This is a genomic window from Amycolatopsis sp. FBCC-B4732 (assembly GCF_023008405.1).
Lineage (GTDB): Bacteria > Actinomycetota > Actinomycetes > Mycobacteriales > Pseudonocardiaceae > Amycolatopsis > Amycolatopsis pretoriensis_A.
Genome location: NZ_CP095376.1, coordinates 7,586,098 through 7,610,866, shown reverse-complemented (window position 1 = coordinate 7,610,866; position 24,769 = coordinate 7,586,098). Strand labels below are relative to the sequence as shown.

The following is a 24,769-nucleotide window of genomic DNA, read 5'->3' as shown; positions in this document are numbered from 1 at the left end:
TCGAGATGTGCGGCATCGCAGGCACCTACCTCTGGCCGGACGGCGGGCCGCTGACCGACCGGCTGACCAAGACGCTGGCCCACCGCGGGCCGGACGGCTCCGGCCGCTACGAGCACCGCGCCGGCCCCGGGGAAGTCCACCTCGGCCACCGGCGGCTGTCGATCGTGGACCTGTCCGAGACCGGCGCCCAGCCGATGGTCCACGACGGCCTCGCGCTGAGCTACAACGGCGAGCTGTACAACGCGCCCGAGCTGCGGGCCGAGCTCGCCGCGGCCGGCGTCCGCTTCCGCGGCACGTCCGACACCGAGGTGCTGCTGCAGGCGTGGCGGCGCTGGGGCACCGACTGCCTGCCGAAGCTGCGCGGGATGTTCGCCTTCGCCATCTTCGAGGAGGGCACCGGCGAGCTTTTCCTGGTCCGCGACCAGCTCGGCATCAAGCCGCTGTTCTTCGTGCAGCGCAACGGCGGGATCGCGTTCGCCTCCGAGCTCAAGGCCCTCGCCGGTGAGCTCGGCGGGTCGCTGCAGGTCGACAGCGGCGCGCTGATCGCGTCGCTGCTCTACTACTGGGTGCCCGACAGCCGGTGCGCCTACCAGGGCGCGGAGAAGCTGCAGCCGGGCACGTGGCTGCGCTGCCGCCCGGACGGCCAGGTCGACCGCGGCCGGTTCTGGTCGCTGCGGGAGGTCGCCGAGGAGGGCGCCGCCTTCGACGGCGAGGTCGACCTGCATTCCGTCATCGCGGAATCCACCGCCAAGCACCTGATCTCCGACGTCCCGGTCGCGACGTTCCTCTCCGGCGGCCTGGACTCCAGCTACCTGACGGCGCTGGCCGCGCGTTCGCAGCCGGGGATTTCGGCCTACACCATCGGGTTCCGCGCCGAGGACGCCAAGTTCGAGGCCATGCCGGACGACCTCAAGTACGCCCGGATCGTGGCCCAGCGGTTCGGCGTCGACCTGCACGAGATCGAGATCGCGCCGCAGGTGCTCGACCTGCTGCCGAAGATGACCTACCACCTCGACGAGCCGATCGGCGACCCGGCGGCGATCAACTCGTTCCTGATCTGCTCGGCCGCGCGCGAGGCCGGTGTCAAGGTGATGCTCTCCGGGATGGGCGCCGACGAGCTGTTCGCCGGCTACCGCAAGCACCTCGCGAACCTGATCGCGCTGCGCTACCACAAGGTGCCGGGCGCGGTCCGGCGGCCGGTCGAGTCCATTGTGGACCGGCTGCCGGTCGCCTCGGCCAAACGCGGGTACCGGTCGGTGCGGTTCGCGAAGCGGTTCCTGTCCTTCGCGGGCCTGCCGGAGGAGACGGCGTTCCGGCGCAGCTACACGATGTACGACCGCGCGGAGCTGCTCGACCTGGTCAACCCGGACCTCGCGCCGGTCGTCGACGACGTCCTGACCGAGCACTCGGACACCTACCACGACCAGGCGCTCGACGACTTCGTCAACCGGATGTGCCTGGCCGATTCGCGGCTGTTCCTGCCCGGGCTGAACCTGACCTACACCGACCGCTCGACGATGGCGGCGTCCACCGAGGTGCGCACGCCGTTCGTCGACGTCGAGGTCGTGCGGGCGGCGTTCAAGATCCCGGGCAACAAGAAGATCGTCGGCCGCGCGGGCAAGGTCGCGCTGAAGAACGCGGCGCTGAACATCCTGCCGAGCGAGATCGTGCACCGGCCGAAGGGCCTGTTCAGCGCGCCGCTGCGGGCCTGGATGAGCCGCGACCTGGCGCCGCTGGTGCGCGAAGTCGTCAACGAGGGTGTGCTCGTTTCTTCGGGATTCCTGCAGCGCGAGGCGTTGCAGCGCATGGTCGCCGAGGACGCCGCCGGCCAGGAGGACCGCGGCAAGCACCTCTGGCACGTCTTGACTCTTGAGTATTGGTACCGGAACGCGATGTCTGGAGCGGGAGCGAAGTGAAGCAGGTAGTCCAGAACTACAAGAGCGGGGAACTGGCGCTCCTCGAGGTCCCCGAACCCGCCTGCAAGCCCGGCGGCGTGCTGGTGCGGACGGTGTACTCGCTGATCTCGACCGGCACCGAGATGATGAAGGTGTCCGAGGCCAGCCTGTCCCTGGTGGGCAAGGCGAAGGCCCGCCCGGACCAGGTGGCGAAGGTGATGCAGAGCGTCGCCACCAACGGCCTTTCGGCGACCTACCGCAAGGTGACGTCCAAACTGGACTCCTACACCCCGCTCGGCTATTCGCTGTGCGGCATCGTCGAGCAGGTCGGCGACGGCATCACCGACGTCGCGGTCGGCGACCTCGTGGCGTGCGCGGGCAACGAGCACGCGCTGCACTCCGAGCTGAACTGGGTGCCGAAGAACCTCTACTCGCGCGTCCCGAACGGTGTCGACCCGCGGCACGCGGCGTTCGGCACCGTCGGCTCGATCGCCATGCAGGGCGTCCGCCGCGGCGAACCGCAGATCGGCGACGTCGCGCTCGTGATCGGCCTCGGCCTGATCGGCCAGCTCGTCGTCCAGCTGCTGACGTCGTCCGGCGTGCGCGTCGTCGGCGTCGACCCGGACCCGGAGCGCTGCAAGCTCGCCGAGAGCCTCGGCGCGCTGACGTGCGCGCACCCGGCGTCCGGCATCGTCGACAACGCCGTGGCCGAGCTGACCCACGGCGCGGGCGTCGACCAGACCTACCTCGCGGCCGGCGGCAACACGAACGACCCGGTGGAGCTGGCCGCGAAGCTGTCGCGCGACCGCGGCCGCGTCATCGACATCGGCAAGTGCAAGCTCGACCTGCCGTGGAACGCCTACTACGAGAAGGAACTGGACGTCCGGTTCTCGCGCTCCTACGGCCCGGGCCGCTACGACCCGTCGTACGAGCTGGAGGGGCGCGACTACCCGATCGGCCAGGTCCGCTGGACCGAGCGCCGCAACCTCGAGTGCGTCCTCGACCTGATCGCCCGCGACCGCCTCGACGTCGAGCCGCTGATCACGCACGTCTCGGACTTCTCGTCGGCGGTCGAGACGTACCAGTCGCTGAACGACGGCTCGCTGAAGGCGGTGGCGGTGCTGTTCCGCTACCCCGACGCGGTCGCCCGCACGGAGCCCGTCGTGACGTCGGCGCGCGTCGGCGTGACCTCGCGTGCGGCGGCCGCGCTCCCCGCGGGACAGCCGGTGCGCCTGGGCTTCATCGGCGCGGGCAACTACGCGTCGTCGATGCTGCTGCCGCACCTGGTCGAGCGCTCGGACGTCCAGCTCAAGCACGTCGCGACGACGTCCGCGCTGTCCGGCGCCAACGCCCGCCGCAAGTTCGGCTTCGCCGAGGCGTCCACCGACATCGACAACGTCCTCGGCGACTCCTCGATCGACGCGGTCTTCGTGGTGACGCGGCACAGCTCGCACGCGGAGCTGACGCGCCAGGCGCTGCTGGCGGGCAAGACGGTGTTCGTCGAGAAGCCGCTGGCGCTGTCGGAAGCGGAGTTGCAGAAGGTCCTCGACGCGATCGAGGAGTCCGGCAACGACCGCCTCCAGGTCGGCTTCAACCGCCGTTTCGCGCCACTGCTGCACGAAGCCCGCGACCGGTTCGGCCCCCGGGTCGGCCCGGCGACGGTCCGCTACCTGGTCAACGCGGGCCGCCTCGACCACGGCAGCTGGTACAACCAGACGGACTCGGAAGGGTCCCGTTTCGTGGGCGAAGGCGGCCACTTCATCGACACGGTGAGCTGGCTCCTCGACGCCGACCCGGTCTCGGTGTACGCAACGGGAGACCTGCAGGTGACGCTCGGCTACCCGGACGGCTCGACGGCGGTGATCACGTACGCGGAGACGGGCTCCTCGGGCTTCCCGAAGGAGACACTGGACCTGACGGCCGACGGCAAGGTCCTGAAGTTCGACGACTACGTCCGGGCATCGGTGTACTCGCGCAAGAAGTGGGCCAGCTCTCGCATCCCGAAGGGCCGCGACAAGGGCCAGGCGGCCGAGGTCAACGCGTTCCTGGAGGCGGTGCGGACGGGCGCGCCGATGCCGATCTCGGTGGCCTCCCTGGCGGCGACGACGCTGGCGACGTTGGCGGCCCAGTCGAGCGTCGCGAACGCGGCCCCGGTGCGGATCGAGCTGCCGCAGAAGACGGGCGCCCCGGCATGACGACAACGGCACCGCTCCGGCCGCGGCCCGGCTGTTTCTTGGCCCTGACGATCCCGCCGCGGGCGGCCGGCGTACAGGCCCTGGCGCGCGCGGTGCCGGTGCGGCCGCGGATGGCCGGCGCTCAGTCGTCGGCGGCGGTGGCACCGGCGCGTCCGCGGGCGGCAGGCGTGCAGGTCTTGGCGGGCGCGGTGCCGGTGCGACCGCGGGCGGCTGGGGGCCCGCGATGATGGGGCCCGGCTGGTACCTGCGCCGGCTGTCCCGCATGGGGCCGGCCGAGGTCGTCGGGCGTGCTCGGCATGCCGTCGTCCAGCGGCAGTGGCGGTCCGCCTTGCCGGTGGCGCCGGACTGGCCGTCGCACCCGCGGTTCACCGCCGGGCTGCCGGCCGGGGTGCTGGGCAAGGTGTCCGCCGAGGCGGTTTCGCGGCTGCTGGCCACCGCCGACGAGCTGATGGCGGGCCGCGCCGAGTACTTCGGCGTGGTCCGCACCGACATGGTCTCGCCGGACTGGTTCCTCGACCCGAAGACCGGCCGCCGCGCGCCCTCGGACGTGTACGCCTTCGACGTCCCGTACCGGTCGGAAGACGCGGTCGGCGACATCAAGCAGATCTGGGAACCGTCGCGCCACCAGCACCTGACCGTGCTGGCCGCGGCGTACGCGCTGACCGGCAAGCCTGCTTACGCCACGCGCGTCGCCGCCCACCTGCGTTCGTGGTGGGCGGAAAACCCGCCGCTGCAGGGCCCGCACTGGGTGAGCGGCATCGAGCTCGGCATCCGGCTGCTGTCGTGGGTCTGGACGCGCCGCCTGCTCGACGGCTGGGCGGGCGCGCCGGAGCTGTTCGAGGACAACCCGGACTTCCAGCTCCAGCTGTGGCACCACCAGAACTGGCTCGCGACCCTGCGCAGCCACGGCTCCTCGGCCAACAACCACGTGATCGCCGAGGACGCGGGCCTGCTGGCCGCGGCGTGCGCGTTCGGCTGGTTCCCGGAGTCGGCGGGCTGGCGGACATCGGCGACGCGTTCGCTGGACGTCCAGCTCGGCCGCAACACGTTCCCGTCCGGGCTGAACGCCGAACTCGCCTCGGAGTACCACGGCCTGGTCCTGGAGCTGGGCCTCGCGGCCGCGCTCGAGGCCGACGCGGCGGGCACGCCGGTGCCGGACTCGACGTGGGACGTCCTGCTCCGGATGACCGACGCCCTGGCGTCCATTGTGGACAACAAGCTGCACCCCCCTCGGCAGGGCGACGCCGACGACGGCTTCGGCCTGATCGTCGACGGCGTCTCGACCGATCGCTGGGCGTCGCTGCTGGCCACCGGCGAGGTCCTGTTCGGCCGCCTGGGCTGGTGGCCGCCGCTCCCGGGGGACGACGTCCGCACGCCCCTGCTGGCGTCGTTGGCCGCGCGCACCCCGCGGGCGACCGGCGTCCGGCCCGGTCAGCGGCCGGCCCACCTGCGCGACGCGGGCATGACGATCTTGCGCTCGGGCCGCGTGTGGGCCCGCTGCGACGGCGGCCCCCACGGGTTCCTGTCGATCGCGGCCCACGCCCACGCGGACGCGCTGTCGGTGGAGGTCCGCCACGACGGCGTCGAGATCCTCGCCGACCCGGGCACGTTCTGCTACCACGGCGAACCGCAGTGGCGGTCGTACTTCCGCTCGACACTCGGCCACAACACCCTGGAACTGGAAGGTCGCGACCAGTCGGTCTCGGGCGGCCCGTTCCTGTGGACCCGCCACGCGGTGACGAAGGTCCTCGACGTCCGCACCCCATCCGACGGCCCCGCCCGCTGGTCGGCCGCGCACGATGGCTACGCCCCGGCGGTCCACCGCCGCACGGTCGAGCTGGACGGCGAAGTGCTGACGATCGTCGACGAGGTCCTGGGCGAAGCGGGCGCGGCGGGACGCTTGGCGTTCCACCTGGGCCCGGCGGTGACGGTGATGCTCGACGGAACGACGGCCCACCTCCGCTGGCCTGCTCCGGATGCGTCGGCCCTGACCGCCGAGGCCGCTGCGAGCCGGTCCGGTGGGGCGGCCGGTGTCCCGGACGCGGCCCAGGATGCCCGATCCGCCTTCCACAGCGAGGTCGGCTCCGCCGAGCAGCTCGGTGCCGCGGCCGATCCGGTCGTCGGCCGGGTGTCCGGTTCGCTCGCCAGCGACAGTGCGCTCGCCGGGGCCGGTGCGCTCGCCGGTTCCGGTGGGGGCGTGCGGACCGCGGTGCTCGAGTTGCCACCCGAGTTGTCGTGGAGCGTGCACCGCGGTGAGAGCGAGCCGCCGCTCGGCTGGTACTCCGCGGGCTTCGGCCGGAAGGAACCCTCGACCACCCTCATCGGATCCGGGACGCCCGGACAGCTCACCACCCTGCTCCACTTCAGTTAGGACCCCGCCCGTGACAGCCCGCCGCTTCCGACTCCGCCGTGCCGCTCCGCTGCTCGGCGTCCTGCTCACGGTCGCGGCGTGCTCGGGCGGACCGGATACCGACGGGGGGCCGGCCCAGGCCACCGCGGCGCCCAGCGGTTCGGTCGCGGCCGTGTGCGACAAGGAGCCCGCCGGTCCGACGGCCGCGCCGGCGGGGGCGGTCGTCGTCGACCCGGCGGTGCCCGGCGACCTCGCGGCGAAGACCCGTTCGGCCGGCCCGGGCACGACGTTCTGGCTCAAGCCCGGCAAGCACATCCTCGGCGACGACAAGTACGACCAGGTGTCCCCGAAGGACGGCGACGTCTACATCGGCGCACCGGGCGCGATCGTCGACGGCCGCAAGATCAACCAGTACGCCTTCACCGGCCACGCGGTGAACGTCAAGATCACCTACGTGACCGTGCAGGGCTTCGTCGCACCGCACGACGAAGGCGTGGTCAACCACGACTCCGGCGACGGCTGGATGGTCGAGCACTCGACCATCCAGGACAACGACGGCGCCGGCCTGATGGCGGGTGCGCGCCAGCAGGTGCGCGGCAACTGCCTGCGCCGCAACGGCCAGTACGGGATCAACGCCTACTCCGGCGGCACCCCGCTCACCGCGCTCGTCGTGGAGGGCAACGAGATCGCCGGCAACAACACCGGCGACTGGGAGACGAAGATCGAGGGCTGCGGCTGCAGCGGCGGGATCAAGTTCTGGGACGTCAACGGCGCCGACGTGCGCGGCAACTGGGTGCACGACAACCACGGCACCGGGCTCTGGGCCGACACCAACAACAACGACTTCCTCATCGAGGGCAACCTCATCGAGGATAACGACGGTGCCGCACTGATCTACGAGATCAGCTACAACGCCGTCATCCGCGACAACACGATCCGCAAGAACAACTGGGTCGACGGCCGCCGGTACGCCGACCGCGGCGACAACTTCCCGACGCCGACGATCTACATCTCCGAATCCGGCGGCGAGCCGCGGATCAAGGCGCGCACCGCGAAGATCGAGATCTCCCGCAACTACCTGGAGAACAACTGGTCCGGGATCACGTTGTGGGAGAACGCCGACCGCTACTGCAACAGCCCGGCCAACACCTCCTCCGGCGACTGCACCCGGCTGGTGCCGAACGTGAAGCAGTGCGCGGCCCCGGCGATCACGTCCGGCCCGCTGCTGGCCGACTGCCGCTGGAAGACCCAGCATGTCGACATCCACGACAACAAGTTCGTCCTCGACCCGGCGGTCGTCGGCTGCCAGGCCGCGTGCGGCCGGATGGGCCTGCTGTCGAACTTCGGCACCTACCCGGAGTGGTCGCCGTACAAGGGCGACGTGGTCCAGGATGCGATCACTTACCGGCAGGACAACCGCTGGCACGACAACAGCTACCTGGGCCCGTGGACGTTCATCGCCTACACCACCGATCGCATCCTCGAGATCGGCGAGTGGGAAGGTTCGCCGTACTCGCAGGACACCGGGAGCACGTACAGCGCACAGGGCGGGGGCTGACATGACGGCGCACACCGCATCGATCGCCGGCATCCGCGGCGAGGCCGCGGCCGAACCCGCGTCCGCGACCCCGAAGTGGGCCGGGCTGGCCTGGGCGCTGCTGATCCTCAACACCCTCGGGTCGACCGGCGCGAAGACGGTCATCCCGCTGCCGCGGTCGGTCAGCCAGCTGGTCACGATGGGCTCGCTGATGACGGCTTTCGTGATCGCGCTGGTGCTGAACAAGCACCTGCGGGTCCGCTCGAGCGCCTACTTGCTGCTGCTGACGCTGCTGCTGGTGTCCAGCATCCTCGCCAGCGCCGACCTGAAGGAGGGCGCGGGCGCGCTGTTCCGGTGTTTCCGGCTGACGGTGTTCGTGTCCACGCTCTGGCTGCTGACCCGCTGGTGGGACGGCAGCTTCAACTTCGTCCGCTACCACATCCGCACCTACGCCATCGTGCTCGCGTCCGTGGCGATCGGCCTGGTGATCTCCCCGGGAAACGCGATGCCGGAAATCTACGGCGGCCGGCTCTCGGGCGCGATCTGGCCGCTCACCCCGCCGCAGATCGGCCAGTACGCGGCGGTCATCGCCGGGCTCACGCTCCTCCTCTGGTTCGGGCGCCGCACGACGTGGCGCAGCGCGGTGGTCATCGTGGTGCCGGTGGTGGGCCTGCTGATGCTCACGCACACCCGCACCGCGACGCTCGGCCTCGTCGCCGGGCTCTCGGTGGCCTTTCTGTCGATGCTCCTGACCAGCGCCCGCGCTCGGAAGGTGTTCGCGTGGACGGTCGGCGTCGGCGGGGTCGCCGGCGTGGTCCTCGCGGGCGCGCTCCAGACGTGGTTCCTTCGCGGGCAGAGCGCGGACAACTTCTCCAGCCTCACCGGCCGAGCGAAGGTGTGGGACGCACTGCTGGAGGCCCCGCGGTCGACGGCCGAGTACATCTTCGGCGTCGGGCTGACGGACAAGTCGTACGACGGCCTCCCGATCGACAACAGCTGGCTCGCGATCTACCACGAGCAGGGCTTCGTCGGAATCGCCCTGGTCGCCGGGTTCCTCCTCACGTTGATCGTCGTCGCGGTGCTGCGGCCGCCGTCGCTGGCGAGGGCGTGCGCGATCTTCCTGATCACCTACTGCGTTTCGGCCTCCTACACCGAAGCTGGTCTCGGCGACGCGTCGCCGTATCTGCTGCACCTGGCCGTGGCCGCGTCACTGCTGGTCCGCGGTGTTCCGCAGTCCGACGAACAAGCATTCATCCCGGCGAAGGGGGCAAGCGCGTGAGGGTGCTCGTGGTGCACAACCGGTACCGGTCCGAGCAGCCGAGCGGGGAGAACAACGTCGTCGACGCCGAAGTCTCGCTGCTCGCCGAGGGCGGCCACGAGGTGTCGCTGTTCGAACGCCGCAGCGACGACATCGCGGCGATGCCGCTGCCCCGCAAGGCCGCGGTGCCGCTGATGGTGCCGTGGAACCCGGCGGTGCGGAAGGAACTCGCCGCCCGCCTGCGCGCGAAGCGCCCGGACGTCGTGCACATCCACAACACGTTCCCGCTGCTGTCACCGTCGGTGGTCGCCGCCTGCGCGGACGCGGTGGTGCCCGCGGTCGCGACGCTGCACAACTACACGATGGTCTGCCCGCCCGGCACGCTCCACCGCGACGGCCACATCTGCACCGAGTGCGTCGGCGGCTCACCGTTGCCGGCGGTGAAGCACGGCTGCTACCGCGGTTCGAGCGCGGCCACGCTCCCGATGGCGGCGAGCATGGTCGCGAACCGGCGCCGGTGGTGGACGGGCGTTTCGCGGTTCTTCTGCATTTCGGCGGCGCAACGCGACCTCCTCGTGTCGGCCGGGATGCCCGGCGAGCGGATGGCGGTGAAGCACAACTTCGTCACCGACCCCGGCGTCCGCCGCACCGGCGACGGGAAGCACGTCCTGTTCCTCGGCCGGGTGACCGAGGAGAAGGGGGTCGGCCTGCTGATGCGGGCCTGGGACCGCCTCGGCGGCGCCCTGGGCGTTCCGCTGGTCATCGCCGGCACGGGCCCGATGCAGGACGAGGTCGCGGCCTGGGCGGCCGGACGTGCCGACGTCTCGTACGTGGGCCTCCAGAACAAGGCCGAATGCCGCGTGCTCACGGCCGACGCGGTCGCGGTGGTCGCCCCGTCGACGTGGCTGGAGGCGTTCGGCCTCGTGGTGGTCGAGGCCATGGCGGCGGGCGTGCCCACCGTCGCCGCCGCCCACGGGGCGTTCCCCGAGCTCGTCGAGGACGGCATCACCGGCCTCCTGCACCAGCCGAACGACGAGGTGTCGCTCGCGGAACGGCTGCGCGAGGTCGTCGGCGACCGCAACGGCGAGATGGGAGACGCGGCCCGCGTCCGGTACGAGAAGGACTTCACCCCGGCGGTCGGCCTGGACCGGTTGATCGCCGGGTACAAGGCGGCGATCGAGGCGTGAAGCAGCTGGTCCGGACGGCACCGGCGGTCCTGCCGCTCGTGCTGCGCACCCCGCTGGCCATGTCGGGAGCGTTGGCGACGGCGGTGCTCGTGGCGCTCGGCATCCTCCACTTCCACGACTCCGGGCTGACCGGGATCGACGCCGCCGTCCTGCCGTCGCTCGACGGGGTCGAGCCACCGTGGCGGTACGTCGCGCTGGTCATCGACTTCGGCGGCGAACCAGTCGGGTCGGTGATCCTGGTCGCCCTGATCGCCGGGGTGTGCTTCCTGGCCCGCCGCGCGCGGACGGCCGTGCTGACGGTGCTGGGCGTCCTGGTCACGGTGGCCGTGACGACGGCCTTGAAGCCGATCGTCGGGCGCACCATCCATGGTGAGTTCCTGTCGTACCCGAGCGGGCACACGGCTCTGGCGACGGCACTCGCGCTGGTCATCGGCCTGCTGCTGGCCGATCGGCTGGAGCTGGGGCGCGGGACCGCGGTGCCGTTGGTCCTCGGATTGGCTCTGGTGGCCGGGGTTGCGATGGGGTGGGCCGAGGTGGCCTTGGGGGCGCACTACCCGACGGATGCGGTCGGCGGGTTCTGCGCCGCGCTGGCCGCGGTCCCGGCGACGGGGTGGGTGGTGGATCGCGTCGCCGACCGGCTCTGAGGGCTGGTCGGTGGTCGCTCGCCGGCCCGGTTCTGGCCGTGTGGGGGTGTGGTCGATGGGCGCGATCGGTTGGCCGGATGCTTGTTTGGCTGGCGTCGGGCTCGGGTGGTCGATTGGCTTGGCCGGTCGGCTCGTGGTCGCTCGACTGGCCGGTGTCGGGTTCGGGTCGGTGTGGCTGGCGGCCGCTTGATGCGCCGGCGCCGGTTGCAGGCGAGTGCGGCTGGTGGGCGTGGTCCGCCGATGGGCCGGTGTCGGGTGGGCCTGGCCGATCGGCTTTGCCGGCTGACCGGAGCGATCGCGGACCGCGGTGGAGATCGGGGCGTCGGTGCTGTCGGTCCGGGCGGGTTTCGTTCGTCGGTGGGGTGTCCTACCTGCGAAGGAGATCCCCATGATCCAAGAGCTGATCGCCGCCGAGAGGCGGGAGCTGGCCGTCGTGCTGGACGGGCTTTCGCCCGGTGACTGGGTGACGCCGACCTTGTGCGCCGGCTGGCGGGTGCCCGAGGTCGTCGCGCACATGACCATGCCGTTCCGGTTCTCGACCGGGCGGTTCGTGCGTGAGCTGGTGAAGTCCGGCGGGCGCTTCCACGCCATGGCTGACCGCGTTGCCCGCCGGGATGCCGCTGAACTGTCGCGCGAGGCGCTGGTCGCCTCGCTGCGCGACAACGCCGACCACCTCTGGCGGCCGCCGGGCGGTGGGGCGGAAGGCGCCTTGAGCCACGACGTGATCCACGGGCTGGACATCACGACCGCCCTCGGTCTCGAACGGCGTGTTCCACCGGAGCGCCTCGAGGTGATCTTCGCTGCGATGAAGCCGAAGCAGGTCAAGTACTTCGGGACCGACCTGGACGGCGTTGCCCTGCGCGCCGACGACCTCGACTGGTCGTACGGCACCGGTACCCCGCTCACCGGGGCGGCCCAGGACCTGTTGCTCGTGCTGTGCAATCGGCGGTTGCCCGCCGGGCGTCTTCGAGGCGAGCCGAGCGCGCGTTTCACCACGGTCTGAGTTCCTTCCGCAACTGGTCCATTGTGGACAGACGGGGCGTGCCGAAGCGCAACGCCTGGAAACCGGCGTCGCGAGCGGCGGTGACGTTTTCTTCGCGGTCGTCGATGAGCAGCACTCTTTCGGGCACCACGTCGAGCCGGCGGCACAGCGTGGCGAACGCTTCCGGGGTCGGGCTTGCGCACACCGATGTCCCCGCTGACGAACCAATCGGTGACGTACTCGCCCAGTCCGAACCGCTCGCGCAGCAGTTTCGACCACTCGCTCACGTCGTTGCTCAGGCACGCCAGCCGCACGCCGGTGGCCTCGAGCTCGGCGAGCAGGGCGACCGCGCCTTGGGTGAGGCGGTGGTTCAGGCAGTACTCCTCGTCCGACGCCCCGGCCGCACCGGCTGTCGCCCAGAAGTCCGCGGAGGACATCTTGCCGAGGCTGCATTCCCGGTACAGCTGGGCGATCCCGGGCCGGTCCAGCACGCAGCCGTGGCTGCGGAGGTACGGCACGAGCAGCTCCGCGACGTCGTCGGCGCACGAGTAGAGCACACCCATGGCGTCGAACGCGACGACGTCGATCGCGTCGCGATCGCGGGCTGCGAGGGTGGTGGTCGAGGAGGCCATGTCTTCGACGGTACCGAACACACGTGCGATCGCCATCGCTGGAAAGGGTGAAGCGACCAGTGTCCGGAATTCTCCGTTCGCGACTTTTCCCCTGGCCCACAAGGGAAAAGTCGCGTGTCCGGCCCAGGCGCCGGTGGAAATTGTCGGACCCGGTCGGCAAGCTCGTGATCAGCAGCCGGCGGGCCCACCGCCGAACGAAGAGCATTCGTCCTGCGAGTAGGGCTCCGCCCGCCAGCCCGCAGTGTCGACCGTCCTGGAGGTGTCATGCACGACGAAAGCCCACGGCCCGGTGTAGGAGTTGCCGTGCCACCGGTTGCCCTGCTTGAACGTGATCGCGTCCTCGACCACGGTTCCCTTGTAGGGGGACCAATCCGGGAAAGTCCCGTAGTTCGAGAGCAGCGCCATCCGCCCGCACAGGCTCGTGCAGCCGATCCGGCCGGGATCGAACCGGAAGGTGTTCCCGTGGATCTCGACCCGCTGCGTCTTCCAGCGGCAGTCGTCGTACGCCGGCGGCTTCTCGATCGTGCCCGCGGCGCACGAAGACGGCTGCGCGACCTCGGTGCAATAGCCCGAAGACGTGTTCGCCGGGCTGGTGCAGAAGCGGTCGGCGTTCTCCCACGCCGTGATCCCGGCCCAGTTGTCCTCGAAGGTGTTCCCGCTGATGTCGACGGTCGAGGTCCGCGCCGGCACGCGCGGCTCGCCGCCGGATTCCGACAAGTACACCGTCGCCACCGGGAAGTTGTCGCCGCGGGCGGCGAACGCGCGGCCCTGCACCAGCGCGTTGCCGCGGAACGTGTTGCCGCGCAGCACGAGGTTGTAGCTGGTCTCGTAGAAGAACGCCTCGGCCGCGTTCGCTTCGAACAGGTTGTCCTCGACGAGGAAGTCGTTGTCGTTCGTGTCGGCCCACAGGCCGGCGCCGTGGTTGCCGTGGACCCAGTTGCCGCGGATGTCCGCCCCGTTCACGGCCCAGAACTTGGCGCCGCCGCTGCACCCGCAGCCCGGCACCTTGGTCTCCCAGTCGCCGGTGTTGTTGCCGGTGATCTCGTTGTCCTCCAGCACGAGCCCGGTGATGCCGTCGCCCGCTTGATAGGCGTTGAGTCCGTACTGGCCGTTGTTGCGCAAGCAGCTGTGCCGGACGACCTGGCGGGCACCGGCCATCAGGCCCGCGCCGGCGTTGTCCTCGATGGTGGTGTTCTCGATGAGCCAGCCGTCGCCGGAGTCGTGGTTGACCACGCCCTGGTCCTGGAGGGCGGCGAAGCCGCGGATGGTGAGCCCGCGGATCTCGACGTCGCGCGCCCGCTGGGTGAAGGCCGCGCGGTTGACGCCGCGGCCGTCGACGATCGCGCCCGGCGCGCCGAGGTAGACGTCGCCGTCCTTCGGGGCGACCTGGCCGAACTCGTCCGTGCCGAGCGTGTGGGTGCCGGGGCGGAGCCAGAACGTCGTGCCGGGCGGGTGGGCCGCCGTCTGGGCCGAGAGGTCTCCGTCGACGCCCGGATCGACGGAGACGGCCCCGGGAGGCGCTTCCCCGTGCTCCGCGGGCTGGTGGTCGCACACCGGCCCGGGTCCGTCGGCGGCGCGCGCTACCACCGGGCAAGCCACGGCGATCAGGAGCGAGCAAGCAGCGACGAGAACCGCACGAGATCTGCCCATGGCAGGAAGTTACGCACGAACGGGCCGGAAAGCAGTCACCCTCCAGTGTCCTCATCGGACCCAGAGGGTGAATCCGCTTCCGGCCCGGTCGGGTCAGGCGTATTTGCGGAACACCGGCTGCACCGGGCGCCCGCCCATCCACGGCGTCGGGTCCTGGGCGTCGAGCGCCTTCCGGTAGACCGTGCAGGCCTGGGCGACCACGTCGATCGTCTTGTCGATGTCGGCCTCGGTGAGCGCGGCACTGACCACGAAGGACGGTCCGAGCACACCGCCGCTGATCAGTTCGCGCAGGAACAGCGTCCGGTACGGCTGCGACGGCTTGCCCTGTTCGTCGAGCGTGCCGAAGACGAGGTTGCTGGCCCGGCCGCGGACGACGACGTGGTCCTCCACGCCGATCCCGGCCGCCACCTCGCGGACACCTTCGGCGAGCCGGTCGCCGAGAGCGTGGAGCCTGCCGACGACGTCCTCGTCGCGGTAGACGTCCATCACCGCCATCGCGGCGGCGAGCGAATGGGTCTCGGCGCCGTGGGTGGTGGACAGCAGGAACACCCGCTCGCGGTCGCTGCGCAGGCCGCCGATCTCCATCAGCTCCCGCTTGCCGGCCAGCGCCGAGACGGCGAAGCCGTTGCCGAGCGCCTTGCCGAACGTCGAGAGGTCGGGCGTGACGCCGTAGAGGCCCTGTGCGCCGTGGGGGGACCACCGGAAGCCGGTGATCATCTCGTCGAAGACCAGCACGGCGCCGTACCGGGTGGTCAGCTCGCGCAGGCCCTGCAGGTACCCCGCCGGCGGCTCCACCGCCGCGGCCGCCTCCAGGATCAGGCACGCGATCTCGCCGTCGTGGCGCTGCAGCAGCTCCTCCGCGGCTTGCAGGTCGCCGTACGGGAAGGACAGGACCGCTTCCGTCGTCTCGTCCGGGATGCCGGCGCTCATCGGCGTGGTGCCGATGAACCAGTCGTCGGTGGAGAAGAAGGCGTGGTCGGCGCACTTGGCGACGAGCTTGCGGCCGGTGGCGGCGCGGGCCAGGCGGACGGCGGCGGTCGTGGCGTCGGAGCCGTTCTTGGTGAACTTCACCATGTCGGCGGTCGGCACGTTCTCGAGGAACCGCTCGGCCGCGTCGGCCTCGATGATCGACGGGCGGATGAAGTTGCTGCCCTTGCCGAGCTCACCGCGGACCGCTTCGAGGACCCGCGGGTGGGCGTGGCCGAGGATGACCGCCCGCAGGCCGGCGCCGTACTCGATGTACTCGTTGCCGTCGACGTCCCAGACGTGGCCGCCGAGGCCGTGGGAGATGACCGGAGCCATCCCTTCGGGATACTGGTCCGAGCCCTTGGCGTAGGTGTGCGCACCGCCCGGGATGACCCGGTGCAGCCGCTCGTTCGCCTCCGCCGAGCGGGGCAAGTTCGTTCCCATCATGGGGGTCACCTCGTTGGTTTCAACGCCTCTCCGAGAGACGGCGCGCGCTCATCCCGGTCACTGACCATTGTGACCGACAGTGGCCACGAAATGTCCAATTCTGGGTCTTTGTACGAAATCGTGATGTCTTCGGACGGGTCGTGGGGCCGATCGATACGATACGACACATCGGAGACTTCGGTGAGTGACTGGAATCCGTGGGCGCAGCCCGCCGGGATGTACACCGAAACCTGCGTCTCACCGGAAAGTTCGAACGTTTTGACATTGCGAAATGTGGGTGAATCCGGTCGGAGATCCACCACGACGTCGAAGATCGCGCCGTGCGAGCACCGCACCAGCTTCGCCTCGCCGGCTCCGCCGCGCAGGTGCATCCCGCGGACGACTCCCTTGCGGGAGCGGGAAAGGCTGTCTTGGGCGAAACCGTCCGGGTCGATGCCGACCGACGCGACGACTTCGCGGTCGAACGTCCGGCTGAAGAAGCCGCGCTCGTCCGCGTGCGGGGTCGGTTCGAACAGGTACACGCCCTCGATCTCGGGCACCGGAATGGCCTTCATCGCGCACCCCCGAAGAGGGCCGCCGAAAGGGCGGCGAACTGGTCCTTGAGTCGCTGGGCGTTGTTGTCGTTGCGTTCGGCCAGGATCTGGTGCAGTTCCGGCGCCCGGTTTTCGAGTTCGGTGAACTGCTCGACGAGCCGGTCGAAGTCGACGGTCTTCGCCCGCTGGGTGAAGTCGTCGAGGCCCATCTCCGCCATGAGCACGTCGTTCTTCGGCGCGTACCCGATCGCAACGGTCGGCTTCGCGACTTTCAGGGCGCAGAGCACGTTGTGGTAGCGCGTGGCCACCACGCTGTCCACCGCCGCCATCTCGTGCATCAGCTCGTCCAGGGTCTCCGCCGAGGCCGCCGTCACCAGCGGGGAAGCGGTGTTCTCGATGATCTCGTCGACGACCTGCCGGTCGATCTGGTCACCGATGAACAGCCGGACGGGTCTGCCCTGGTCAACGAGCCAGCCGACGAAACGGTTCATCGTGTCGACGTAGTGGCGGTAGATGCGGTCGCCTCCGGCGCGGTCGTCGTTGCCGCCGTAGTAGGCCATCACGCCGACGCCGACTGTGCCCGGCTCACCGTTGGCGGCCGGAGTGGGGAGGGAGAACGCGAGGTCGGGGTAGACCTCGTCGCGGCTGGTGTTGACGCCCATGGCGCGCATGGCGTCACGGGAGATGTCGTCGCGGTAGGAGCGGTAGGCGGCCAGGCCGCCGGCCCAGCGGACGAGCGTCCGGGTGGCCCGCGCGCTGATGTGGTTCGCGCCGACGCTGACCAGCGCGATCTTGGTGCCGAAGAGCCGCCCGGTGGCGGAAAGGAGGAAGAGCGAATACGGGAAACCCCACGGACGCAGCGGGAGTGTCGCTTCGAGGACGCCCATGCCGGGCACGATGACGACGTCCTGCCGGCGGACCCAGGCGGCCGTGCGGCCGATGTCGACCAGCTTGCCGAGTCCCTTGAGGACGATCGACCGGAGGCCGGACGCCGTCTCGTACTCGGCCTGGTTCCAGTGCAGGGGCGTTGTGTCGACGCCGTACCGCTCGCGGACGATGTCCGGGCCGCCCACCAGGCCGGTCAGGACGGCGTCCGGGTGCTCGGTGCGCAGGTAGCCGAGCACGGCTTCGAGGGAACCGTCGTTGCCGAGGTTCCCCGAGCCGAGCAGGCCGAAGACGCCGACGCGCGGGGCACGCTTCACGCGAGCCTGCCTTCGCGGCCGGCCACGATCTCGTTGACCGTGGTGACGTCGGAGGCGGTCGGGGCGCGGTCCTCGACGCGCTCGCCGTGGCCGGAGCGCGCGCGGTTCGTCAGCCAGGCGCCGAGGTGTCCGAAGCACTCGCGCTTGTCGGCGGCCGAGATCGGCGCGCGGCGGATCAGGTCCGCGAACCCGTACACGTACTCGCCGAGCAGGCGGACGGTGGGATTCCGGAGCCGGTTCGCGCGCCGCGGGTCCAGATTCGCGCACCGGCTCCGGATGGTCGGGTTGGCCCGTTCCGCGCGGCCCGGGTGGTCGCGGCGGAAGTAGAGCAGCTCGGGCACCTGGTAGAACGGGCCGTGCAGGGCCATCTCGGCCGAGTACGTCCGGTCGGCGTGGTGGTAGCTGTCGAGCGGCTTGACGCGGCGGAGGACGTCGGCGCGGATGACGCCGTAGAAGTCGTCGCCGCCGGGCTCGAACAGGATGCTGCGGAAGCGGTCCGGCGCGTGCCGGGAGCCGGTGTCCAACGTGTACTGCAGCGGCTGGACGATGCGGCCGTCGCCGTCGATGATGGCCTGGTCGCAGTGGGCGAGGATGACGTCCGGGCGCTCGTCGAGGGCGTCGACGCACCGCTTGAGCAGGTCGCGGGCGTACAGGTCGTCGTGCGAGACCCACTTGAAGAGCTCGGTGCGGGAGACGTCGAACACGAAGTTGTGGTTCGGCGTCGCGCCGATGTTCTTCGGCTGGCGGACGTAGCGGATGCGCGAGTCCTTGTCGGCGTAGCGGCGGCAGATCTCGTCCGTGCCGTCCGTGGAGGCGTTGTCCGAGATGACCAGCTCGAAGTCTTCGTAGGTCTGGCCGAGCAGGGCGTCCAGTGACTCGGCGAGGTACTCCTCGCCGTTGTACACCGGGAGGCCGAGGCTCAGCCGCGGGACGGTGGTCATGGAGTCCTCATTCCTTGATGGGCTCTTTGATCGGCTCGAAGACGACGGTGGGCTCGTCGGCGCCCGGCGGGACGTAGTCGCGCAGCCCGAGGCGCAGCTGCAGCCACCAGACGACGGAGCCGGTGAGGGTCGCGGTCGCGACGCCCCACGCGGATCCGGCCGCGCCGTCGAGGAAGGCGCCGGTGATGCCGAACGTGACGTAGAACAGGGAGGCGATCAGTTGCGAACGCAGGCTCCGCTTGGCCGCGCCCAGCGCGCGGAGGCCGGCGGCCGCGCCGGTGGCGAAGCTCGCGCCGACCACGGCCAGGGTGACCGGGAGGATCAGCGGGGACGACGAGTCCCACACCGAGCCCATCACCCAGCGGCCGGCGCTGTCTGGCACCAAGAGCAGCAGGCCGACGCCCCAGCACAGGGCGGCGGCGGCCTGCCCGCCGCCGAGGATGACGCAGAAGTGCTTCAGCCGGTGCGGCGCCCGCTGAAGCACCCGCGCGCCCTCGGCGACGGTGACCAGGGAAAGCCCCATGAGCAGGGCCAGGAACGGGCCGAGGAGCTGTTCGGCGCCGCGGACCGCGCCGACGGCGGTGATGCCGGCGATGGCGCCGAGGCCGTACGCGCGCAGCTGGGACGCGCCGCTGTTGCTGACGTTCTCGACCAGGTACCGCACGCTCAGGTCGCGCTGCGACCGGAGCCAGCCGGCGAGCTCCCGCGGGTGCGGGAGGATCCCGGTCTGGAACCAGCCGTAGACCGCGGCGATCGCGGCCGCGATGCCCCAGGCCAGGACGAACGCGACGACCGTGCCGACCCGGCCGGCGATGAACAGCGCCGGGAGCAGTGCGACGCCGCACACGACGTCGTTGAGGAACGCCTTCTTGCCCTGCCCGCGGGCGAAGAACGCGAAGCGCCAGGCGTCCTGCAGCAGCAGGCCCGGCAGGACGGCGGCGAGCGCGACGAAGGCGTTGCCGAGCGGGCCGCCCGCGGCCAGGCCGGCGAGCAGGCTGATCACGCCCGTCACGCAGCCGACGCCGATGGCCGTGCCCGACGCGCTGGCGACCCCCAGGCGCCAGCGGTCCTCGGGCACCGCGCTGAACCGCACCATCAGCGGGTCGGTGGCGAGGCCGCGCGACACGTTCAGCACCACGCCGTAGGTCACCCAGGCGAGGCTGAAGATGCCGAACGCGAACGTGCCGAGCTCGCGGGCCACGTACAGGCCGACGGCGAAGTTGGTCAGGCTGGACACCGCCTGGTCGCCGAGCCCCCAGCTCAACCGTCCGGCCATCGCGCGCACCGCGCCCGACCGAAAGATCGAGCGCGGTGCACGGCGATGGTTGGCCACGTCGCTCACTCCTTGACCAGACCGGCGTCGTGCAGGGCGCGGGCGGCGACGTCGACGATGTCGAAGGGCAGCCCGGCGCGTTCGGCGATGTCCAGGAGGCTGTGCTCGCCGTCGGAGAGGTTGAGCACCCACAGCATCGCCATCTGGGCCTGCTTGGCGTCGCTGCGGCCGCCGAGCGAGTCGTACAGCCCGCGCTTGCCGAGCTGGGGCTCGCCGTACGGGCTGAGGTTGACGTACCGGCGGTTGCGGTCCAGGACGCCGAAGGCGTCCTTCAAAGCGCCGAGCGTGTCCTCCATGGCTGCCGGGGAAACGAAGCTCGGGTTGTCGGCGGAGGTGTGGTACTCGGGGTAGCCCGCGTACGGCGTGCGGGTCAGGGACCCGACGCCGAGGTTGAAACCGGGCGAGCAGAACTGGCGCTCGTCGTAGCCGTACGGCGAGAAGTCGACGACGCGGTGTTCGCGCGAGCGCAGGACGTGCTGCAGGACGCGGTCGATCTCGGCGTCGTCGCGGCGGGACTTCTTGTACGTCAGCGGTCCCGGGTCGCCCGCGCACGCCAGCACCAGGCCGTGCTTGACCTTCTCGATGCGCGAGGCGTTGCGCGCGAGCCACGTGATCGAGCCGATCGTGCCCGGCATGAACAGGAAGCGGTAGGTGTAGTGCGGCTGCTCCGAAGCCAGCTGCTGAGCCAGCGAGATCGCCACCGCGATGCCGGCCAGGTTGTCGTTCGCCAGCGACGGGTGGCAGACGTGGCAGGACACGATGACCTCGTCGGTGACCCGCCCCGGCACGACGTGCTCGCCGTAGGTCAGCGAACCGTCGGCGATTGTCGAGTCGATGACGACGTCGTAGTCGCCGTCGGGCAGCGCGTCGAGCTTCTCCTGCGCGAGGCAGAAACCCCAGGCCGGGGCGTAGTAGCTGGTCCGGTAGGGCACCCACGACGGCTGGTCCGGCAGCGTGTGCAGGTGTTCCCGCAGCTCGCTGAGCGGCATCCGCTGCCGCACCGGGACGCTGTACCCGACGACGTGCAGGTTCGACTCCCGGAAGTCGATCACGCGCTCACCGGAGGGAGCGGCGACGTAGGCGTCGCGGATGTTCCACTCCTGCGGGATGGTCCAGTCCAGCACCGCCGTACCGGTCGGGACCTCGTGCCGCTCCAGCGGGATGTGCTCGCCGATGATGTCCAGGGTCTGCCGCACACCGTCGCCGGTGATGCTGCGGCAGAGCGGGTACAGCCGCTCGACCAGGGCGTGCAGCTCCGCCCCCGTCCGCAGCTGCGGGCCCGCCACTAGCGCCGCCGCATGGTGTCGTCGATGCGGCCGGCTTCGCCTTCGCTCTTCAGCCAGGCGAGCCGGGTGAACAGCTGCTGGAACGACTCCCGCGTCAGCCCGAACTTGCGGTACGCCTCGATCAGCTCGACGGCGCCGTCCTTGACCGACCATTCGCAGGCGAAGCCCGGGATGGCGGCGCGGAAGCGCGAGAAGTCGACGCGGTAGGAGCGCGGGTCGGCGCCGGCCTCGCCGGTGATGTTCAGGGTCGAGCCCGGCACGGCCTCGATGACCTCCTGGGCGATCTCGGCGACGGTGACGTTGTTGTCCTCGGTGCCGATGTTGAACGCCTTGTTGTGCACGGCCTCCTTGGGCGCCGTCAGGGCCGCCGTGAACGCGCGTGCGATGTCCTGGGCGTGCACCAGCGGCCGCCACGGCGTGCCGTCCGACAGCACCAGCACCTCGCCGGACAGGTGCGCGTGCGCGGTCAGGTTGTTCAGCACGATGTCGCCGCGCAGCCGGGGCGAGTAGCCGAACGCGGTCGCGTTGCGCATGTAGACCGGGGTGAAGTCGTCGTCGGCGAGCTCGTGGACGTCGGCCTCGACGCGCACCTTCGACTCGGCGTAGGGCGTCACCGGCTTCAGCGGGGCGTCCTCGTTGACCAGCTTGTCGCCGCCGGCGCCGTAGACCGAGCAGGTCGACGCGTAGAGGTACCGCCCGACGCCGGCCTCCTTCGCCAGCTTCGCTAGCTTCACCGACGCGTGGTGGTTGATGTCGTAGGTCAGCTCCGGCGCGAGCGAGCCGAGCGGGTCGTTCGACAGCGCGGCCAGGTGGATCACCGCGTCGAAGCCTTCGACGTGCGAAATGGTGACGTCGCGCAGGTCGACGGCCACCCCGGCCGGGTCGGCCGGGACCGGACCGAGCAGGCAGGACTCGAAGAGCCCGGAGTCGAGGCCGACGACCTCGTGGCCGGCGGCGGCGAGCACCGGGGCCATCACCGTCCCCAGGTAGCCCTTGTGCCCCGTCAGCAACACCCGCATCGGATTCAGCCCTTCAGGTCGAGAGTGAGTTTCTTGACGAAAAACGCTTCGGCGTACTTCGCGGCCGCTTCGATGCCGCGGATCCGGGCGAGCCCGAGGAACGCCTCGCGGTCGTACCAGGGCCGGTGCCGCTGCGACGCGTAGTGCTCCTGCAGCAGCCGCACCTTCTCCTCGGCGACGTCGTCGTCGAGCGGCTGGTACACCGACGGGGCCCCGAGGTCGCCGTCCCACTTGACGATCTCGTAGCCCAGCGCCAGGTGGTCGCGGAACGCCGTCGGCACCAGCTTCGCGAGGCCGCGGTGGTCCTGGTGGGCGTCGTCGGTCCGCGGCGCCAGGATGACGTCCGGGTCGGTCCGCCGCCGCAGCTCCTCCAGCGCGTTCTTGGCCTCTTCCCAGTGCGCCGGGAACCGCCCGTCGGGCAGCTTGAGCACCGTGACGTCGACCTGCGCGCCCGGGCAGAACGCGGCCAGCGCGGCCCGCTCCTCGTCCTCGCGGGGCGTGCCGCCGCCGGAGAGGACGAGCGCGTCGACCTTCAGCCCCGGCCGCGACGAGCACAGCGTCAGCAGGGTGCCGCCGGCGCCGATCGCGATGTCGTCGCAGTGCGCGCCGAGTGCGACGACGCCGCCGAGCCGTCCCGGCCGCAGCCCGATCACGCGGTGCTCGCGACGGGCCGCTCCCAGAGCGCCCAGGGCTTCTTGCCATGCGTGTAGGCGTCGTCGAGCGCGGCGCGCTCCTTGACCGTGTCGGTCGGCTTCCAGAACCCGCGGTACGGGTAGGCCAGGAGCCGGCCGCGCTTGGCCAGTTCGCCGCAGCCGTCGGCGACCAGGTCGCCGTTCTCCGGGATGTGGTCGAAGACCTCCTGGCGCAGCACGAAGTACCCGCCGTTCTCCCACAGCGGCATTTCGCTGACCGCGGTGATCGAGCCGACCATGCCGCCCTCGTCCATCTCCACGCAGTGGAACGACGACTGCGGCGGCACGACCATCATCGACGCGCCGGCGTCGGTGTTCTTGAAGCGCTCGATCATGTCCGGCAGCGGCACGTCGGACAGGACGTCGGCGTAGTTCGCGAGGAACATCTCGTCGCCGTCGAGGTAGTCGCGGACGCGGCGCAGGCGCTCGCCGATCGGCGACTCGATCCCGGTCTGGACGAACGTGATCGTCCAGTCGGCGATGTCGGTCGAGAGCAGCTCCGCCTTGCCGTCGCGGAGGATGAAATCGTTGGAAATGGTTTCCTGGTAGTTCAGGAAGAAGTTCTTGATGTGCGCCGCGCCGTAGCCGAGGCACAGGATGAATTCGGTGTGGCCGAAGTGCGCGTAGTAGCGCATCACGTGCCAGATGAGCGGTCTCGGACCGACCATCGCCATCGGCTTGGGGACGTCGTCGGCCGCGCCGTTGCGCATCCGCATCCCGTAGCCACCGCAGAAGAGGACGACCTTCACTTCACTGCACCTCGACGATTTCCAGGTGGGGAATCGGGAACACGAGCTTTCCGCCCCACGCACCGATGTAGGAGAGCTGTCCGGTCAGTTCCTCCCGGAGGTTCCACGGGAGGACGAGCACGTAGTCGGGCCGATCGGCTTCGATCCGCTCCGGCGGCAGCACCGGGATGCGCGTGCCCGGGGTGAACCGGCCGTGCTTGTACGGGTTGCGATCGACCGTGTACTGCAGCAGGTCCGTCCGGACGCCGCAGTGGTTGAGCAGGGTGTTGCCCTTGCCCGGGGCGCCGTAGCCGACGACGGTCTTCCCGTCGTTGCGCGCCTCGATGAGGAACTTCAGCAGGTCCAGCCGCACGCGGGTGACGCGCTCGGCGAACTCGGTGTACCCGGACAGCTCGTGCAGCCCGGCGGCCTTTTCGCGCTCCAGGACGTCGGTCATCCGCTCGCTGGGCTCGCCCGCGACGGCGTCGGGCCGCGCCCACAGCCGGATCGACCCGCCGTGCGTCGGCACCAGTTCGACGTCGACGACGGTCAGCCCGCCGGTCGCCAGTGCCCGGCGCGCGGATTCGACCGTGTAGTACTGGAAGTGCTCGTGGTAGATCGTGTCGTACTGGTTCTTTTCGATCAGCGTGAGCAGGTGCTGGACCTCGATGGAGACCCAGCCGTCGTCGGCGACCAGCGCCCGCAGGCCCTTCGTGAAGCCGAGGACGTCGGGGATGTGCGCGTAGACGTTGTTCGCGGCGACGAGGTCCGCGGGTCCGTGCTCCTCGCGCACCGCCAGGCCGGTTTCCTCGGAGAGGAACGCGGTCAGGGTGGGCACGCCGGCGTCGCGCGCGGCTTGCCCGACGTTCACCGAGGGTTCCACGCCCAGACACCGGATGCCGTGCCCGACGACGTGCTTGAGCAGGTAGCCGTCGTTGCTCGCGACCTCGACGACGAAGGATTTCTCGCCGAGCCCGAGCCGCTCGACGGAGCTGTCGACGAAGCGCTTCGCGTGCTCGACCCACGACGTCGAGAACGACGAGAAGTACGCGTACTCGGTGAAGGTGTCGCCGGGGTCGATCAGCGGCGGGATCTGGGCGAGCCAGCAGTCGGTGCACACCTTCAGGTGGAGCGGGAAGGTGGCTTCCGCCTCGTCGAGCTGTTCGGCGGTCAAGAATCGCTCACACGGGGGAGTGGCCCCGAGGTCCACCACGCTGGCCGTGTTTGTCGAACCGCAGAGTCGACATGTGGTCATCTACCAGGCTCCTTGGCTCGCGGTCGCGATGTGCGCT

General features: G+C 70.6%; 20 protein-coding genes and 1 pseudogene. 8 read left to right on the top strand and 13 right to left on the bottom strand.

Features of this window, described 5'->3' with window-relative positions:
* Window positions 1-5: 5 nt before the first annotated feature.
* From asnB to MUY14_RS33785, 8 genes are all read left to right on the top strand, one after another.
* Window positions 6-1,916, top strand: coding sequence for an asparagine synthase (glutamine-hydrolyzing) (asnB, locus tag MUY14_RS33820; RefSeq protein ID WP_247015236.1), 1,911 nt, complete (start codon window positions 6-8; stop codon window positions 1,914-1,916).
* Window positions 1,913-4,090, top strand: coding sequence for a bi-domain-containing oxidoreductase (locus tag MUY14_RS33815; RefSeq protein ID WP_247015233.1), 2,178 nt, complete (start codon window positions 1,913-1,915; stop codon window positions 4,088-4,090). The genes asnB and MUY14_RS33815 overlap by 4 nt, the downstream gene beginning before the upstream one ends.
* 223 nt (window positions 4,091-4,313) lie before the next feature.
* Window positions 4,314-6,461: an alginate lyase family protein gene (locus MUY14_RS33810; protein WP_247015232.1), complete on the top strand. Its 2,148-nt coding sequence runs from the start codon at window positions 4,314-4,316 to the stop codon at window positions 6,459-6,461.
* Window positions 6,462-6,471: 10 nt separating this feature from the next.
* Window positions 6,472-7,998: a right-handed parallel beta-helix repeat-containing protein gene (locus MUY14_RS33805; RefSeq protein ID WP_247015230.1), complete on the top strand. Its 1,527-nt coding sequence runs from the start codon at window positions 6,472-6,474 to the stop codon at window positions 7,996-7,998.
* A 1-nt stretch (window position 7,999) separates the two neighbouring features.
* Window positions 8,000-9,256 carry an O-antigen ligase domain-containing protein gene (locus MUY14_RS33800; protein WP_247015228.1) on the top strand — a complete coding sequence of 419 codons (1,257 nt, stop codon included), beginning with the start codon at window positions 8,000-8,002 and terminating at the stop codon, window positions 9,254-9,256.
* Window positions 9,253-10,422 (top strand): glycosyltransferase family 4 protein, encoded by a 1,170-nt coding sequence (locus tag MUY14_RS33795; RefSeq protein WP_247015226.1) that lies wholly within the window; start codon window positions 9,253-9,255, stop codon window positions 10,420-10,422. Before MUY14_RS33800 ends, MUY14_RS33795 begins: the two co-directional genes overlap by 4 nt.
* On the top strand, window positions 10,419-11,066 hold the full coding sequence (locus MUY14_RS33790) for a phosphatase PAP2 family protein (protein ID WP_247015224.1): 648 nt from the start codon (window positions 10,419-10,421) through the stop codon (window positions 11,064-11,066). Before MUY14_RS33795 ends, MUY14_RS33790 begins: the two co-directional genes overlap by 4 nt.
* Window positions 11,067-11,454: 388 nt before the next feature.
* Window positions 11,455-12,069: a maleylpyruvate isomerase family mycothiol-dependent enzyme gene (locus MUY14_RS33785; protein ID WP_247015222.1), complete on the top strand. Its 615-nt coding sequence runs from the start codon at window positions 11,455-11,457 to the stop codon at window positions 12,067-12,069.
* Here MUY14_RS33785 and MUY14_RS47385 read toward each other — a convergent pair.
* From MUY14_RS47385 to MUY14_RS33725, 13 genes and pseudogenes are all read right to left on the bottom strand, one after another.
* On the bottom strand, window positions 12,056-12,253 hold the full coding sequence (locus tag MUY14_RS47385) for an HAD-IA family hydrolase (RefSeq protein WP_396126606.1): 198 nt from the start codon (window positions 12,251-12,253) through the stop codon (window positions 12,056-12,058). The genes MUY14_RS33785 and MUY14_RS47385 overlap by 14 nt on opposite strands.
* A 157-nt stretch (window positions 12,254-12,410) precedes the next feature.
* Window positions 12,411-12,611: pseudogene (locus tag MUY14_RS47380) on the bottom strand (hypothetical protein); the annotation flags it as partial.
* Between the two features lie 237 nt (window positions 12,612-12,848).
* Window positions 12,849-14,330 carry a right-handed parallel beta-helix repeat-containing protein gene (locus MUY14_RS33775; RefSeq protein WP_247015218.1) on the bottom strand — a complete coding sequence of 494 codons (1,482 nt, stop codon included), beginning with the start codon at window positions 14,328-14,330 and terminating at the stop codon, window positions 12,849-12,851.
* 93 nt (window positions 14,331-14,423) lie between these two features.
* A complete protein-coding gene (locus MUY14_RS33770) occupies window positions 14,424-15,740 on the bottom strand; it encodes a glutamate-1-semialdehyde 2,1-aminomutase (protein ID WP_247025377.1) in 1,317 nt (438 codons plus the stop codon).
* Window positions 15,741-15,748: 8 nt separating this feature from the next.
* Window positions 15,749-16,297: a dTDP-4-dehydrorhamnose 3,5-epimerase family protein gene (locus tag MUY14_RS33765; protein ID WP_247015216.1), complete on the bottom strand. Its 549-nt coding sequence runs from the start codon at window positions 16,295-16,297 to the stop codon at window positions 15,749-15,751.
* Window positions 16,294-17,478 (bottom strand): polysaccharide pyruvyl transferase family protein, encoded by a 1,185-nt coding sequence (locus MUY14_RS33760; protein ID WP_247015215.1) that lies wholly within the window; start codon window positions 17,476-17,478, stop codon window positions 16,294-16,296. Before MUY14_RS33760 ends, MUY14_RS33765 begins: the two co-directional genes overlap by 4 nt.
* Window positions 17,475-18,419, bottom strand: a complete 945-nt coding sequence (locus tag MUY14_RS33755; RefSeq protein WP_247015213.1) for a glycosyltransferase family 2 protein — start codon at window positions 18,417-18,419, stop codon at window positions 17,475-17,477. Before MUY14_RS33755 ends, MUY14_RS33760 begins: the two co-directional genes overlap by 4 nt.
* A 7-nt stretch (window positions 18,420-18,426) precedes the next feature.
* Window positions 18,427-19,752, bottom strand: coding sequence for a hypothetical protein (locus MUY14_RS33750; RefSeq protein WP_247015211.1), 1,326 nt, complete (start codon window positions 19,750-19,752; stop codon window positions 18,427-18,429).
* Window positions 19,753-19,757: 5 nt separating this feature from the next.
* Window positions 19,758-21,038 (bottom strand): DUF4910 domain-containing protein, encoded by a 1,281-nt coding sequence (locus MUY14_RS33745; RefSeq protein ID WP_247015209.1) that lies wholly within the window; start codon window positions 21,036-21,038, stop codon window positions 19,758-19,760.
* Window positions 21,038-22,057, bottom strand: a complete 1,020-nt coding sequence (locus MUY14_RS33740) for an NAD(P)-dependent oxidoreductase (RefSeq protein WP_247015207.1) — start codon at window positions 22,055-22,057, stop codon at window positions 21,038-21,040. The genes MUY14_RS33745 and MUY14_RS33740 overlap by 1 nt, the downstream gene beginning before the upstream one ends.
* Before the next feature lie 5 nt (window positions 22,058-22,062).
* A complete protein-coding gene (locus MUY14_RS33735) occupies window positions 22,063-22,710 on the bottom strand; it encodes a PIG-L deacetylase family protein (RefSeq protein WP_247015205.1) in 648 nt (215 codons plus the stop codon).
* Window positions 22,707-23,498 carry a glucose-1-phosphate cytidylyltransferase gene (locus MUY14_RS33730; protein ID WP_247015203.1) on the bottom strand — a complete coding sequence of 264 codons (792 nt, stop codon included), beginning with the start codon at window positions 23,496-23,498 and terminating at the stop codon, window positions 22,707-22,709. Before MUY14_RS33730 ends, MUY14_RS33735 begins: the two co-directional genes overlap by 4 nt.
* A 1-nt stretch (window position 23,499) precedes the next feature.
* A complete protein-coding gene (locus tag MUY14_RS33725) occupies window positions 23,500-24,732 on the bottom strand; it encodes a class I SAM-dependent methyltransferase (RefSeq protein ID WP_247015201.1) in 1,233 nt (410 codons plus the stop codon).
* Between the last annotated feature and the right edge of the window lie 37 nt (window positions 24,733-24,769).